General features: G+C 52.8%; 15 protein-coding genes. 7 read left to right on the forward strand and 8 right to left on the reverse strand.

Going from position 1 to position 12,627, the window contains the following annotated elements; translation table 11 throughout:
• Positions 1–129 precede the first annotated feature (129 nt).
• Genes K1X45_RS09820 through rimM form a run of 3 tightly spaced genes read right to left on the reverse strand, consistent with a single transcriptional unit; the run spans position 130 to position 1,801 of the window.
• Positions 130–483: a DUF4260 domain-containing protein gene (locus K1X45_RS09820; protein WP_022709750.1), complete on the reverse strand. Its 354-nt coding sequence runs from the start codon at positions 481–483 to the stop codon at positions 130–132.
• A complete protein-coding gene (gene trmD / locus K1X45_RS09825; RefSeq protein ID WP_220158710.1) occupies positions 483–1,178 on the reverse strand; it encodes a tRNA (guanosine(37)-N1)-methyltransferase TrmD in 696 nt (231 codons plus the stop codon). Before trmD ends, K1X45_RS09820 begins: the two co-directional genes overlap by 1 nt.
• The gene (gene rimM / locus K1X45_RS09830) at positions 1,178–1,801 is read right to left on the reverse strand and encodes a ribosome maturation factor RimM (RefSeq protein WP_220158711.1); all 624 of its coding nucleotides are present in this window, start codon (positions 1,799–1,801) and stop codon (positions 1,178–1,180) included. The genes trmD and rimM overlap by 1 nt, the downstream gene beginning before the upstream one ends.
• A gap of 91 nt (positions 1,802–1,892) precedes the next feature.
• On the opposite strand from rimM, the gene K1X45_RS09835 reads away from it, so the two are divergent.
• The 3 genes from K1X45_RS09835 (at position 1,893) to aroB (ending at position 4,732) form a co-directional block, all read left to right on the forward strand.
• Complete coding sequence (locus tag K1X45_RS09835) at positions 1,893–2,864, forward strand: tyrosine recombinase XerC (RefSeq protein WP_220158712.1); 972 nt, start codon at positions 1,893–1,895, stop codon at positions 2,862–2,864.
• A gap of 112 nt (positions 2,865–2,976) precedes the next feature.
• Positions 2,977–3,585 carry a shikimate kinase gene (locus tag K1X45_RS09840; protein ID WP_220158713.1) on the forward strand — a complete coding sequence of 203 codons (609 nt, stop codon included), beginning with the start codon at positions 2,977–2,979 and terminating at the stop codon, positions 3,583–3,585.
• 22 nt (positions 3,586–3,607) lie between these two features.
• Positions 3,608–4,732 (forward strand): 3-dehydroquinate synthase, encoded by a 1,125-nt coding sequence (aroB, locus tag K1X45_RS09845; RefSeq protein WP_220158714.1) that lies wholly within the window; start codon positions 3,608–3,610, stop codon positions 4,730–4,732.
• A 68-nt stretch (positions 4,733–4,800) separates the two neighbouring features.
• Here the strand turns inward: aroB and K1X45_RS09850 are convergent, their stop codons facing one another.
• Together K1X45_RS09850 and K1X45_RS09855 are read right to left on the reverse strand one after the other, a co-directional pair.
• Positions 4,801–5,061, reverse strand: coding sequence for a DUF2798 domain-containing protein (locus tag K1X45_RS09850; RefSeq protein WP_022709756.1), 261 nt, complete (start codon positions 5,059–5,061; stop codon positions 4,801–4,803).
• A 202-nt stretch (positions 5,062–5,263) separates the two neighbouring features.
• Complete coding sequence (locus K1X45_RS09855) at positions 5,264–5,593, reverse strand: BolA family transcriptional regulator (RefSeq protein ID WP_022709757.1); 330 nt, start codon at positions 5,591–5,593, stop codon at positions 5,264–5,266.
• 180 nt (positions 5,594–5,773) lie between these two features.
• Between K1X45_RS09855 and K1X45_RS09860 the strand changes: the two genes are divergently transcribed.
• The 3 genes from K1X45_RS09860 (at position 5,774) to cobT (ending at position 9,684) form a co-directional block, all read left to right on the forward strand.
• On the forward strand, positions 5,774–6,397 hold the full coding sequence (locus K1X45_RS09860) for a J domain-containing protein (RefSeq protein ID WP_022709758.1): 624 nt from the start codon (positions 5,774–5,776) through the stop codon (positions 6,395–6,397).
• A gap of 318 nt (positions 6,398–6,715) precedes the next feature.
• Positions 6,716–7,702, forward strand: coding sequence for a cobaltochelatase subunit CobS (cobS, locus tag K1X45_RS09865; protein WP_220160455.1), 987 nt, complete (start codon positions 6,716–6,718; stop codon positions 7,700–7,702).
• A 95-nt stretch (positions 7,703–7,797) separates the two neighbouring features.
• A complete protein-coding gene (gene cobT / locus K1X45_RS09870) occupies positions 7,798–9,684 on the forward strand; it encodes a cobaltochelatase subunit CobT (protein ID WP_220158715.1) in 1,887 nt (628 codons plus the stop codon).
• 78 nt (positions 9,685–9,762) lie between these two features.
• On the opposite strand, the gene K1X45_RS09875 is transcribed toward cobT, so the two are convergent.
• Entirely contained in the window at positions 9,763–10,431 is a 669-nt protein-coding gene (locus K1X45_RS09875; RefSeq protein ID WP_255560383.1) for a VUT family protein, read from the reverse strand.
• An 81-nt stretch (positions 10,432–10,512) separates the two neighbouring features.
• On the reverse strand, positions 10,513–10,806 hold the full coding sequence (gene rpmB, locus K1X45_RS09880; RefSeq protein ID WP_022712289.1) for a 50S ribosomal protein L28: 294 nt from the start codon (positions 10,804–10,806) through the stop codon (positions 10,513–10,515).
• 337 nt (positions 10,807–11,143) lie between these two features.
• Between rpmB and K1X45_RS09885 the strand changes: the two genes are divergently transcribed.
• Positions 11,144–11,992 carry a DUF3108 domain-containing protein gene (locus K1X45_RS09885; protein ID WP_220158716.1) on the forward strand — a complete coding sequence of 283 codons (849 nt, stop codon included), beginning with the start codon at positions 11,144–11,146 and terminating at the stop codon, positions 11,990–11,992.
• Between the two features lie 128 nt (positions 11,993–12,120).
• Here K1X45_RS09885 and K1X45_RS16030 read toward each other — a convergent pair whose 3' ends face one another.
• The gene (locus K1X45_RS16030) at positions 12,121–12,621 is read right to left on the reverse strand and encodes a hypothetical protein (protein WP_255560384.1); all 501 of its coding nucleotides are present in this window, start codon (positions 12,619–12,621) and stop codon (positions 12,121–12,123) included.
• Positions 12,622–12,627: the final 6 nt, after the last annotated feature.

A 12,627-nucleotide genomic window follows, 5' to 3' on the forward strand; every position in this document is an offset into this window, starting at 1 on the left:
GGCAGGAGCGGTTTCACTACTCATTGATTTCAGGTCAACAAAAATCGGATTTCAGGAAATCCCGAAATGTGAGGCGGCAATACACCATTACCGCCTGTGAATCAACTCAACTCTGCAAGAAGTTCTGATTCAGTTGCGACCGATCCGTCCCAAATGCGTATCCTGAAAAGAAGACGCATATTTCAGCCCGTAGCCCAGCATCCGGTCAAAAGCGATATGGGCAGTCCAGATCAGCACATAAGGCCACAACCATTGCTGCCCTGACACATACATCAGCAGGCCAAGCGCGGCCACACTCAGAAAACTGTGACCGGCATTATAGACCAGCGCACCGATACGGTTGCCAAATACATAGCCTGCCATAGTAATGTCAGGCACCAGAAACAACAGCGCAAACCACCACCAGCCCTCACCGCTTTGCGCATAAAACCCCAGAGCAATCAGCAAAATAGCTGCATATTCCGCACGTCTCAGAATCTGCATTATTTACTCCTGTTCTGATAGGCCTCCCACAAATCGGGACGGCGCTCACGGGTAATGCGTTTGGCTTCTTCCAGCCGCCACTGATCAACAGCCTTATGATTGCCGGAGGTCAGCACCGCAGGGATCGAGCGCCCTTCCCACTCCTGCGGACGGGTATAATGCGGATGCTCAAGCAGGCCGGTTTCAAAACTCTCAGTTTCACCGGATTCATGATTGCCCATCACGCCCGGAATCAAGCGCACAATCGCATCAAGCAGCACAAGCGCACCGGTTTCACCGCCGGAGAGAATATAATCCCCGACCGAAACTTCCATCAGGTTGCGCGCTTCAATAACACGCTCATCCACGCCTTCAAAACGGCCGCAGAGAATCACCGCGCCCTCGCCTGCAGCCAGTTCACGCACCAGATCCTGTGTCAGCGGCCTTCCGCGCGGGCTCATCAGAATACGCGGACGGTTATCCTGTTCTAAGCTATCAAGCGCTCTGGCCACAACATCCGGTTTCATCACCATACCGGCACTGCCGCCAGCCGGTGTGTCATCAACCATGCGATGTTTATCGAGCGCAAAATCTCTGATCTGGACGGTTTCAAGCTGCCATTTATCATCGCGCAAGGCGCGGCCTGCAAGGGCAGAGCCCAGCGGCCCCGGAAACATCTCAGGATAAAGGGTCAGGACAGATGCTTTGAAACTCATTACCGCGCCCATCCGTCATCATCAGTCTCAGGTGTCTCAGGCTCATCCCCCTCTTCATCCGCAGAGGTTGAACCGTCATCAAAAAGACCTGCCGCCAGCGGATCAATCAGAATGGCACCTTCTTCCATCAGAATTTCCGGTACGGAAGTCAGTGTAAACGGGATCATAACCGGCTTTTTGCCGCTTTCCTTAATCTCCAGCACATCACCGCCGCCGAAATTAAACACGGCAGAGACTTTACCATAGGACACGCCTGCGCTGTCGCGCACGGCAAGGCCGATCAAGTCAGTGTGGTAAAACTCATCCTCATCAAGATCCTGCGGTAGCTGCGCATGATCGACATAAAGCTCTTTGCCGTTCAACGCTTCCGCCGCATTGCGATCCTCAACACCGGCAAAGCGCACTACGACTACCGTTTTGCTCGGACGGATCGACAGCACTTCATAGCTTTTACCGGATGCATCATAGAGCAGACCATAGGAGCCCAGATCCAGTGGATCGCCCGTATAGGTTTTAACGCGCACTTCCCCTTTGATGCCATGGGCAGCGCCGATAACGGCGAGCTGAACCGGATTATCAAGATTTGCAACCCGCACCGGACTGCCTTTTTTCTGAGAAGACATGAAAAACCTTAAACTGTGGCGGCAACGGTTCCGTAACCTCGCCGTGAGAAACTCTATTTTTATTAAGATAACCGGATTACAGATTCAATCCATGCAAACGGCCAAAACCGAAACCTCAAAAGCAGAATTTCTGATTATCGCTGCGCCCGACCTCAATCAGGCGCGTCAGGACTGGCTTGGCAGCTTAACCAACAGCCGCAGACTGGCCGCCCATACGCTGGATGCCTATGAGCGCGATACCCGACAGTTTCTGCAATTCATGACCGGTCATCTGGGCACACCACCGGCTTTGAAAGATGTCTCGAACCTGCGTATTACAGACTTGCGCTCCTATCTGGCCTCACGCCGTAATGACGGAGCCGGTGCCCGCACCCTCGGGCGCGGTCTTGCCGGTGTCCGCTCGCTACTGCGATATTTGGAAAAGCAGGGGCTGGCAAATGCAGCCGGTGCCAGTGCCATTCGTGCCCCGCGCCAGCCGAAATCCCTGCCCAAACCTTTGAGCGCAGATGCAGCCCTGCGTGTTGTGGACAACCAGCAACAACTGGCCGAAGAGCCATGGATTGCCGCACGCAATGCCGCCGTGCTCACTTTACTCTATGGCTGCGGCTTGCGTATTTCCGAAGCACTTGGTCTGACACCGGATGCCGTGGCCGACACAACTGCCCGCTCCCTGACCATTCAGGGTAAAGGTGGCAAAAGCCGCCTCGTACCGCTGCTGCCTGCCGTTCATCAGGCAATTGCCGAATATCGCCGCCTCTGCCCCTTTCATTTGAACGGCACAATGCCGCTGTTTCGCGGAGCAAAAGGCGGTGCACTCCATGCCGGTATCATCCAGCGGGAAATGCAGAAAATGCGCTCCGCGCTCAATCTGCCAGAAACCGCAACACCCCATGCTTTGCGGCATTCTTTTGCCACCCATCTTCTGGCACGCGGCGGCGATCTGCGCACCATTCAGGAACTGCTCGGCCATGCGAGCCTTTCCACTACACAGGTCTATACCGGCGTGGATACCGATCGCCTGCTGGAGATTTACGACAAAGCACACCCCCGTGCGCATCCTTAAGCACCATCGATAGCGGCAGAAAATCTCCGATCTTTCTTGACAAGCCGCAGATCAGCAGCGATTGACTTTACTCAAGTGTTTCAAACGGAAGCACCGTCACGAGAAGAAGACGATGCCGAACCCAAATAAAAAAACTGACCAGACGCATTTGCGCAGTCAGGCCGACGAAATTAAAGCCCTCCTGAACCAGCGCCCTGTGGTGCTTGTCGGACTTATGGGAGCAGGAAAATCCACTATCGGCAAGAAAATGGCCGCAATGCTGGATTTGCCGTTTTTCGATCTCGATACGGAAATCGAAAATGTCTCCCGTATGAGCGTTACTGAATTATTTTCCTCCTATGGCGAGCCTGAATTCCGCGATCTTGAACGCCGCGTCATGCAGCGCCTGCTGGAAGGAGGATCAATGATCCTCGCAACCGGCGGCGGCGCTTTTATGAATGAACAGACCCGCGAGAATATTGCTTCTGCCGGTATTTCCGTCTGGCTTAATGCGGAACTGGATGTGCTGATGGAGCGTGTATTGCGCCGTCAGGATCGTCCGCTTTTGAAAAATGACGATCCGCGTGCAGTGATGCAGAAGCTGATGACCGAGCGCTATCCGGTCTATGCAACCGCTGATCTGAGCATCATCTCCCGCGATGAAAAGCGTGAAGTGATTGCACAGGAAGTCATCACCTTGCTGCTCGATCATTTACGCAAGACCGAACCAATCCAAGACTAAATCATAATCACGAGTATCTCCCATGACATCTGCCGGACATGTTGCAACCGAAACCGTTCATGTATCACTGGGAGACCGCTCTTATGACATTCTCATCGGCAGCGGCCTTATTGCCCGCGCGGGTGAGGAAATTGCTGCACGTCTGCCGGGCATCCGTGCGGCTGTGGTCACCGATGAAAATCTTGCCAAGCTGCATTTACCATCGCTACTCAGCGCTTTGGAAGCTGCCGGTATTAATGCGACACCGGTCGTGGTTGCTGCCGGTGAAAAATCCAAAGGCTTTGCCACGCTTGAAACTGTGACCAATGACATTCTCAAAGCCCGCCTTGAACGCGGCGATGCTGTTATTGCTCTTGGCGGCGGTGTGATCGGTGATCTTGCCGGTTTCGTTGCCGGTATTGTGCGCCGCGGCATGAATTTCATTCAGATTCCCACCTCGCTGCTGGCGCAGGTTGATTCTTCTGTTGGTGGCAAAACCGGCATCAACACCGCTTACGGTAAAAATCTTGTCGGCGTTTTCAACCAGCCGCAACTAGTACTGGCCGATACGGATATTCTCGACACTTTGAGCAAGCGTGAATTTGCTGCCGGTTATGCAGAAGTTGCCAAATATGGTCTGATCGATCAGCCGGAATTTTTCGAATGGCTGGAAAACAACTGGCAGGATGTCTTTGCAGGCGGCGCTGCACGCCAGCAGGCCATTGCTACCTCCTGCCGCGCCAAGGCAGCTGTTGTTGCCCGCGATGAACGCGAAACCGGTGACCGCGCTTTGCTCAATCTCGGCCATACATTCGGCCATGCGCTGGAAACTGCCACCAATTATGATTCCTCACGCCTTGTGCATGGCGAAGCCGTTGCCATCGGCATGGTACTGGCACATCAGTTCTCTGCACGTCTCGGCCTGATTTCAGAAGATATTGCTGCACGGGTTGAAGCGCATTTGAAAGCTGTCGGTCTGCCGGTTTCCATGAAAGAGATTGCCGGTTTGCCTTCCGCAGAGGTACTGATGTCTTATATTGCGCAAGATAAAAAAGTGTCGCGCGGTTCGCTGACTTTCATTCTGACCCGTGGTCTTGGTCAGTCTTTCATCGCCAAAGATGTGAGTGCTGCAGATGTACAGGCTTTCCTGCAGGAAAAACTGGCTTAAATAATTTTACACGATACTTAAAAAAACCGGTCGCAAATGAGTTTTGCGGCCGGTTTTTGTTTAAGCCCTTATGGCTTGTGACAGACAATACCGACCAGGCGCCGCACCAGCGGCAGAACCAGTAACAACACTGGAAATGCCACGATCCATGACAGCCCCCATGCGGGCATCCAGTGCGATAAAAGATCAGCCCTGAACCCGAGATTTTTCAGTGTGGCAATCAAAGACACAACAAAAGTCATCAGGACAGAGAGAATAAAAGGCATCACAACCGGAATGTAACGTGCCGGAAGCTTCGGAAAAGCAGGAACAGATTTGGAAGATTGCATAATCATTTCCGTAAATTTGCGGTCTTACACATCAGCACATCCCTCCCGCCCGAGACAGGAGCTTGTCCGGTGTAAGACCGGCATGGATGCGTTGCTTAACGTTAAACGCTTACGGAAGAGCCAAAAGCTCACTGCTGCCTCATAACAGCAGATGACAAAGGAAACAAGTAACCGGAAGTCTGCGGTTACTTGTTTTGAATAATCAGGCCGGTTTGCGGGTACGGCGGGTCGGCTCCCCCGGTGCGCTCGGTTCCAGCGCAATCGCATGCAGACCGCTCTGCAATTCTTCATCCAGCTGCGCATTGATCGCACGATGACGGTCAACGCGGCTCAAACCTGTAAAAGCCTCTGCCACAATTATAACGCGGTAATGTGTTTCACCGGTACCGTCGAACACTTCCTCATGACCGCCGTCTGTGTGATGATGACCGGCATGAAGATGACTTTCATTGATGACATCAAGCAACACAGGCTGAAAAGCCTCAGATAGTTTTGCGGTAATCCGTTCTTGACGCGTCAAAGGAATAGACATTCTGATCTCCTGCCCCCATATAGGGACTATGTTATGTGCATGCGTTACCATTCCGGTATACATAATGCAGCTAAATCCCGATTTCACGTCTGCTTCGACTCTCGGCCCCGCAGGGTTCGGTCATGCGTCGTGAAATGTCAATTCTTGTATCATCAGATCTGACCCCGTAATATTGATATCATGGCAACGAATTCAAAATTTTTTGACAGCATCCGTATCCGTTCCCGCAAGGAAGACAAAAAACCGGCTGGCCCGCAGTGCCAGTGGGAAGGATGCGAAGAAACCGGAACACACAAAGCGCCTGCGGGCGGTGCGCGTGAAGGTCTTTATCTGCACTTCTGTCTGGATCACGTCCGCGAATATAATAAAAACTTCAATGCTTTCTCCGGTCTTAGCGATGAGGAAATCGCCAAGTTCCAGAAAAATGCGGCCGTTGGTGACCGTCCGACATGGACAACCACCAAAAACTCCACTTCGCGCCAGTCAGCCCCGCAATTTGCCCGTATGCGTTCAGGCACCGCAGCCTATCACAACAAGATCCGTGATCCGCTGAACCTCTTTGAACAAACACGCGCCCGTGCGGAAGCTGCAACCCCGACCAGACGCCCTCGTCCGCTCGAATCCAAGGCTTTTGCGACCCTGGGTATTGCGGCAAATTCGACCAGTGACGCGATCAAATCGCGCTATAAAGAGCTGGTAAAGCAGCATCATCCGGATGCCAATGGCGGCGATCGCGGTTCGGAAGAACGTTTCCGCGAAGTTGTGCAAGCTTATCAATTGCTAAAGACCGCAGGTTTTTGCTAAACAGGCAAAGACTAAAGCATGCCGCCCGAAAACGGATACCGGTTTTGGGTGAAAGACATGCGGTAAAACAAAGATTATTTGCAGGGAACAAAGGGAAATTACGGAAGCAAAAAACTTTCGTTCCCTGTTAACCTGCCGAAACAACTACACCGGCACAGCACTTCAGACAGTTTCAGCAAAAACCGGAACTGTTGGTGCCGGAAGAACTGAGCCAAGACGAACAGAAAGCGATAGAGGGGTTTTCCGCTGCAGGAAAAGGGAAAGGCTCTCTGAACATATGATGATACAGCGGCATGCAGGCGCCGCTCAGGAGGCATGATGAGCAAGGTTGATCTCGACATAAACAATATGCCGGACACAACTGTATCGGTGCGTGACGTGTTCGGGATTGATTCCGATATGATCGTGCCCGCTTACAGCAAAAAAGATCCGCATGTACCGGATGCAGATCCGGATTACATTTTTGACCGCCAGACAACCTTGGCGATCCTCGCCGGCTTTGCCTATAACCGCCGCGTTATGGTTTCCGGTTACCACGGTACCGGTAAATCCACCCATATTGAACAGGTTGCAGCCCGTCTGAACTGGCCTTGCGTTCGCGTTAACCTCGACAGCCATGTCAGCCGTATTGATCTGATCGGTAAAGATGCCATCGTCGTCAAAGACGGTATGCAGGTTACCGAATTCAAAGACGGTATTCTGCCATGGGCCTATCAGAACAATGTTGCTCTGGTTTTCGACGAATATGATGCCGGTCGTCCGGACGTGATGTTCGTTATTCAGCGTGTTCTGGAATCGTCCGGCCGTCTGACCCTGCTCGACCAGAGCCGCGTTATCAACCCGCATCCTGCATTCCGCATGTTTGCAACTGCGAACACTGTCGGTCTCGGTGACACCACCGGTCTTTACCACGGCACCCAGCAGATCAATCAGGCGCAGATGGACCGTTGGTCGATCGTTACCACGCTGAACTACCTGCCACATGACAATGAAGTTGAGATCATTCTCGCCAAATCCAAGCATTACCAGAATGCGGAAGGCCGCGAGATCGTCTCGAAAATGGTTCGCGTTGCCGACATGACCCGTCAGGCCTTCATCAACGGCGATCTGTCGACTGTGATGAGCCCGCGTACTGTGATTACATGGTCTGAAAATGCCAATATCTTCACCGATGTCGGCTTTGCATTCCGCTTAACCTTCCTGAACAAATGTGACGAACTGGAACGTTCCATCGTTGCTGAGTTCTATCAGCGTGCTTTCGGCGAAGAACTGCCGGAATCAGCGGTTAATGTCGTTCTCGCTTAAAGCGTAAATATAACGTCCCCGTATTCTGCGGGGACGTCTCGCTTCATTGTGACGCGAAATAAGGTTAAGTTCTTCTGATATAAGGCAGTTTCATCATGGCAGGCCCCGGCGATAACACACGCGAACGTCCTAAAGGTCCGGTCGATTCCGAACCTTTCAAACGCGCGGTCACAGCCTGTGTGCGTGCAATCGCCGGCAGCAATGAATTTGAGGTCGGCTTCAGCCATGACCGTCCGGCACTGACCGGCAATCATGCCCGCCTGCCGGATCTGCCGAAACGTCCGACTGCCGACGATATTTCCATCATCCGTGGTCTTGGTGACTCTATGGCGTTGCGTCATGCACGTCATGATCCGCGCATTCATGCGCAGCTTGCACCGCAGGGGCAGCAGGCGCGCGCCATCTATGATGCGGTTGAACAGGCACGCGTTGAAGCCATCGGTGCTCTTGCTATGGAAGGCGTGGCAAGCAATCTGTCGGCCATGCTGGCTGACAAATACAGCCGTGCCAATTATTCCGCGATTACCTCGCGCGATGATGCGCCGATTGAAGAAGCTATCTCCCTTCTGGTTCGTGAAAAGCTCACCGGCTATCGCCCGCCTGTACAGGCAGGCAATGTGGTTGAGCTATGGCGCGACTGGATTGAAGACAAAGCCGGTGACCGGCTTGAGACACTTGGTGACCGTCTGAACAGCCAACAGGATTATGCCCGTCTGGTACGTGAAATGCTGGTTGCGCTGGATATGGCTGAAGAGCTGGCCGAACCTTCTGAAAGCGACGACGAAGAAAGCCAGCAGGAAGAACAGGCTGATCCGGAAGAATCGCAGGAAGGTGCATCAGAAGAAGATGCAGAAAATCAATCCGGCGACGGCGACAGTTCTGAAGACACCAATGATGACCGCGAGCGCGGTGATCTGGAAGCTGAAGATGCTGCCTATGAAGATGCGGATGACGGTGAAGAGGAAGATGCGGAAACACCGGGCGAAGCACGCCGGTCTAACCAGCCGTTTTCCGATTTCGACAAGCATCATGACTATAAAGTTTTCACCCGTGAATTTGACGAGATCGTAGAAGCAACCGATCTTTGCGATGATGCCGAACTGGATCGTCTGCGTGGCTTCCTCGACAAGCAGCTGGCGAATTTGCAAGGCGTGGTCGGACGTCTCGCCAACCGTCTGCAGCGCCGTCTGATGGCGCAGCAGAACCGTTCATGGCTGTTTGATCTGGAAGAAGGTCATCTCGACAGTGCCAAGCTGGTGCGTGTGGTGATTGACCCGACTCAGCCGCTGTCTTTCAAAACCGAACGCGATACCAATTTCCGCGATACGGTTGTGAGCCTGATTATCGACAATTCCGGCTCGATGCGCGGGCGCCCGATTACAGTGGCTGCCACCTGCGCCGATATTCTGGCTCGTACGCTGGAACGCTGCGGCGTGAAGGTTGAGATTCTCGGCTTTACCACCAAAGCGTGGAAAGGCGGCCAGTCCCGTGAAGCATGGCTCGATCGCGGCAAACCTGCGCAGCCGGGTCGCCTCAATGATCTGCGCCACATTGTTTATAAAGGCGCTGATGCCCCTTGGCGTCGCGCAAGACGCAATCTCGGTCTGATGATGCGTGAAGGACTGCTGAAAGAGAATATCGACGGTGAAGCGCTGATGTGGGCGCATAACCGTCTGCTCGGCCGTCCTGAACAGCGCAAAATCCTGATGGTCATTTCCGATGGTGCGCCGGTTGATGATTCGACCCTGTCGGTTAATCCGGGCAATTATCTGGAACGCCATTTGCGTGCAGTGATTGATGAAATCGAAAACCGCTCACCGATTGAGCTGATTGCGATTGGTATCGGCCACGATGTGACCCGCTACTACCAGCGCGCGGTGACCATCGTTGACGCGGAAGAACTGGCCGGCGCAATGACCGAGCAGCTCGCCTCACTGTTTGATGATCAGGATCAACCGAAAGGCCGGGCAGCACGGCGCTGATTTGCAAAGCTGAATAAAAAAGCCTCCCGAGGATGATCTCTTCGGGAGGCTTTTTTAATGAGCTTGCTCTGCAGGTGCTTACCGGATAGCCGGTTTAGCAGCGTCAGATTTGCCGGCGCCATAGATTGACGGGGCAAACAGTGCCAGAATCGCTCCGTAAGGCACCAGCATCACCACACTCATCAAAACCTTGATACCAAAGTCACCAAGCGCCAGAGACAGCCACAGTGGCATTGCATGGCCAAACCACTGCACCTGATCGGTCATGGAGCTGTCAGCCAGCCCGAAAGCCGTATCAAGCATGCTGAACGGTGCCGCAAAAGCCAGCGAGAAGAACAGGATCGTATCCAGTACAGAACCGCAAAGTGCTGCCGCCAATGGTGCTTTCCACCAGCGCAAACGACGCAGACGGCTGAACACACTGATATCCAGCAATTGCGCAAACAGAAACGCACTTCCTGAGGCCACAGCAAGGCGCGGGCTTGCAAGCCAGATCGACATGATAACACCCAGCGCAAAACCGGCATAAACGACCTGACGGGCGCGCTGCGGACCAAAGCGGCGGTTGGTTAGATCATTGACCAGAAAGGCAAACGGATAAGTGAATGCGCCATAGGTAAGGATATCCTGCAAGCCGAAATAATGAACCGGATATTGCACAAGGATATTGGAGGCGGCGACGGCCGCACACATGGCCAGAACGGGAAAAATCAACGCTTTAATAGCGGAACTATGCTGTAGAGGCATTTTTTTATCCTGGGTAATGGAACCAGCAAAAAGGCCGGACGAACCGGCCTTTAGCAAAACTAAATTCAGCCGTGAAAGCTATTAAGCAGCAGCTTCGGCCAGTTTCTTGGCAACCTGACGCTTCAGCAGACGTGCACGCTGTGACAGTTCATTGTCAGAAGCTTTCGCAAGGAATGCATCCAGACCACCGCGATGCTCAACAGTACGCAGCGCATGCGCAGTAACGCGCAGACGGTAGCTCTGGCCCATTGCATCGGACATCAGGGTTACATTGCAAAGATTTGGCAAATAACGGCGACGCGACTTGTTGTTCGCATGGCTTACATTGTTGCCGTAGAGGACCGCTTTACCGGTCAGTTCACAAGCGCGGGACATTGGTCTCACCTTCAAAATTCTGTTTCAGGCCCCGGCACAAATATCCGATACCGTCTTCGCTACTATCATAATCAATCCGTGATTGATATGTCGCGGCGCGCAATATCGGACAGCGGCCCATTGGGAAAGTCGGGTTTCTATAGTGAAAGCAGCCCTTCCCGTCAAGCCGTTTCAAGCTGATTACGGGTTCAATTGCAGGAATGACAAGGAATTGACTGTCATTGACTGCATTTTGCCGCTTTTATCATACAAATAGCGGGCACAAAAGTCACCAGTTCTGCATTTTCAGACTGGATGCTGCACATTATCCGCTCAGGTGAGTCTCAGGGAGATCTGAATGATGTTTACGGACAAGGCTGCAAGAATCCATACAGTAACCGGTCAGAACCGGATATTTGCAGCAGCAATTCTCACTGCCCTCTCCGTAATGCCCGCTACCGCTTTTGCCGCTGATTCCGGCTACCGTACGGAATATGGTATTTCCGTTTTCGGCATAACAATCGCGCGCTCCGAACTAAACACCAGAATCACGAATAATGCTTACGCACTCGACGGAAGTTTTCACAGCTCCGGTGTTGCCCGTATTTTTGACAGTACCAAAGGCTCCATCACTATTAATGGCAATATGCGCAAGCAAGGCGCTGCCGCCGCTGTTCAGCCCGTTTCTTACCTCACCACCTATCGCAGCGGTAAAAAACACAAGCGCACAGCCATCAGCTTCAAAAACGGTTCTGTCAGCGCTTTCGACAATCAGCCGCCGATCCGGAAAAATGACCCGTGGGTAGAAACCCGCCCCGATGATCTGAAAGCAGTCTTTGATCCGATCAGCGCGATGATGATTACCAGCCCCACTGCCGCAGCAGTCTGTAACCGGACATTACAAATCTTTGACGGGCAGACACGCGCGCAGATCCGGTTAAGTCCGGCAGGAACTGAGGCCTTTTCGATCAAAGGTTTCGACGGCACTGCCATCACCTGCAATGCTAGATTTGTCCCTGTCTCCGGCTATGAGAAAGACAAAAAATCCGTGCGCTATCTGGCGGACAAAAGCAAAATCACGATCAGTTTCGCCTCGCTGAATACGGATAAACAGGGTGCAGGCATTTACGCTCCTGTGGCCGCCAGTGTCGGCACACAGATCGGCACGGTTAAAGTCCGCGCAACACGTTTCGAGCAGACGAAATGATTAGAGCGGCTTACGTTCATGTTGGATCGCAGTGCTTGCTCTAGATTCCTTAGTTTGTCGCATTATCCCGACGTCAAGTTAACCCAACTTGACTGTGAAATGCTCTAGCAATATGCCCAGAGGGTCAATTATTCGCCAAGAAGCTTATGGATACGATCAATATATTGTTTTCCGAAAGTGATATGCGCCGGATTGATGCCTTTTAATTCATCAACAAGCTGTTCTTCATTCTCAGATTCCACAGCGCTCACACTGCTGACCAGCGCGAAATAACCGTAAATATAATCCTGCGCCGTCAGTCCGTGTTTTTCGAGCACAGCCATCACTTTCGGCTGCTTTTCAATACGGGCAGCCAGCGCCTTTGGCGAATGATCGCCGGTTCCGGCCTCATCATCACCGCTGCCGGACATATCCATGGTGTTGAGCTCGGCCTGTGCGGCTTCCATCTTGGTCAGAAACTTCTCATCAAGCGGATAATTATTCACTTCCGCCGGCACTTCCGGTTTGGCCACCGAAAAGCTCTGCGCAAATGCCGCATGACCGGTCAAAGGCATAACAGCGAAAAAACCCGCTGCGAGAAAAGAACCGGCAATAAATGTAACAGCCGGACGGCGGAACAGACAAACCATACTATA

It is taken from the genome of Pseudochrobactrum sp. Wa41.01b-1 (assembly GCF_019464455.1).
GTDB lineage: Bacteria > Pseudomonadota > Alphaproteobacteria > Rhizobiales > Rhizobiaceae > Pseudochrobactrum > Pseudochrobactrum saccharolyticum.

What these genes read in the sequence shown, in the direction of transcription:
- K1X45_RS09820 (WP_022709750.1), bottom strand. Translation starts at nt 483, where the DNA reads ATGCAGATTCTGAGACGTGCGGAATATGCAGCTATTTTGCTGATTGCT.
- trmD (WP_220158710.1), bottom strand. Translation starts at nt 1,178, where the DNA reads ATGAGTTTCAAAGCATCTGTCCTGACCCTTTATCCTGAGATGTTTCCG.
- rimM (WP_220158711.1), bottom strand. Translation starts at nt 1,801, where the DNA reads ATGTCTTCTCAGAAAAAAGGCAGTCCGGTGCGGGTTGCAAATCTTGAT.
- K1X45_RS09835 (WP_220158712.1), top strand. Translation starts at nt 1,893, where the DNA reads ATGCAAACGGCCAAAACCGAAACCTCAAAAGCAGAATTTCTGATTATC.
- K1X45_RS09840 (WP_220158713.1), top strand. Translation starts at nt 2,977, where the DNA reads ATGCCGAACCCAAATAAAAAAACTGACCAGACGCATTTGCGCAGTCAG.
- aroB (WP_220158714.1), top strand. Translation starts at nt 3,608, where the DNA reads ATGACATCTGCCGGACATGTTGCAACCGAAACCGTTCATGTATCACTG.
- K1X45_RS09850 (WP_022709756.1), bottom strand. Translation starts at nt 5,061, where the DNA reads ATGCAATCTTCCAAATCTGTTCCTGCTTTTCCGAAGCTTCCGGCACGT.
- K1X45_RS09855 (WP_022709757.1), bottom strand. Translation starts at nt 5,593, where the DNA reads ATGTCTATTCCTTTGACGCGTCAAGAACGGATTACCGCAAAACTATCT.
- K1X45_RS09860 (WP_022709758.1), top strand. Translation starts at nt 5,774, where the DNA reads ATGGCAACGAATTCAAAATTTTTTGACAGCATCCGTATCCGTTCCCGC.
- cobS (WP_220160455.1), top strand. Translation starts at nt 6,716, where the DNA reads ATGAGCAAGGTTGATCTCGACATAAACAATATGCCGGACACAACTGTA.
- cobT (WP_220158715.1), top strand. Translation starts at nt 7,798, where the DNA reads ATGGCAGGCCCCGGCGATAACACACGCGAACGTCCTAAAGGTCCGGTC.
- K1X45_RS09875 (WP_255560383.1), bottom strand. Translation starts at nt 10,431, where the DNA reads ATGCCTCTACAGCATAGTTCCGCTATTAAAGCGTTGATTTTTCCCGTT.
- rpmB (WP_022712289.1), bottom strand. Translation starts at nt 10,806, where the DNA reads ATGTCCCGCGCTTGTGAACTGACCGGTAAAGCGGTCCTCTACGGCAAC.
- K1X45_RS09885 (WP_220158716.1), top strand. Translation starts at nt 11,144, where the DNA reads ATGATGTTTACGGACAAGGCTGCAAGAATCCATACAGTAACCGGTCAG.
- K1X45_RS16030 (WP_255560384.1), bottom strand. Translation starts at nt 12,621, where the DNA reads ATGGTTTGTCTGTTCCGCCGTCCGGCTGTTACATTTATTGCCGGTTCT.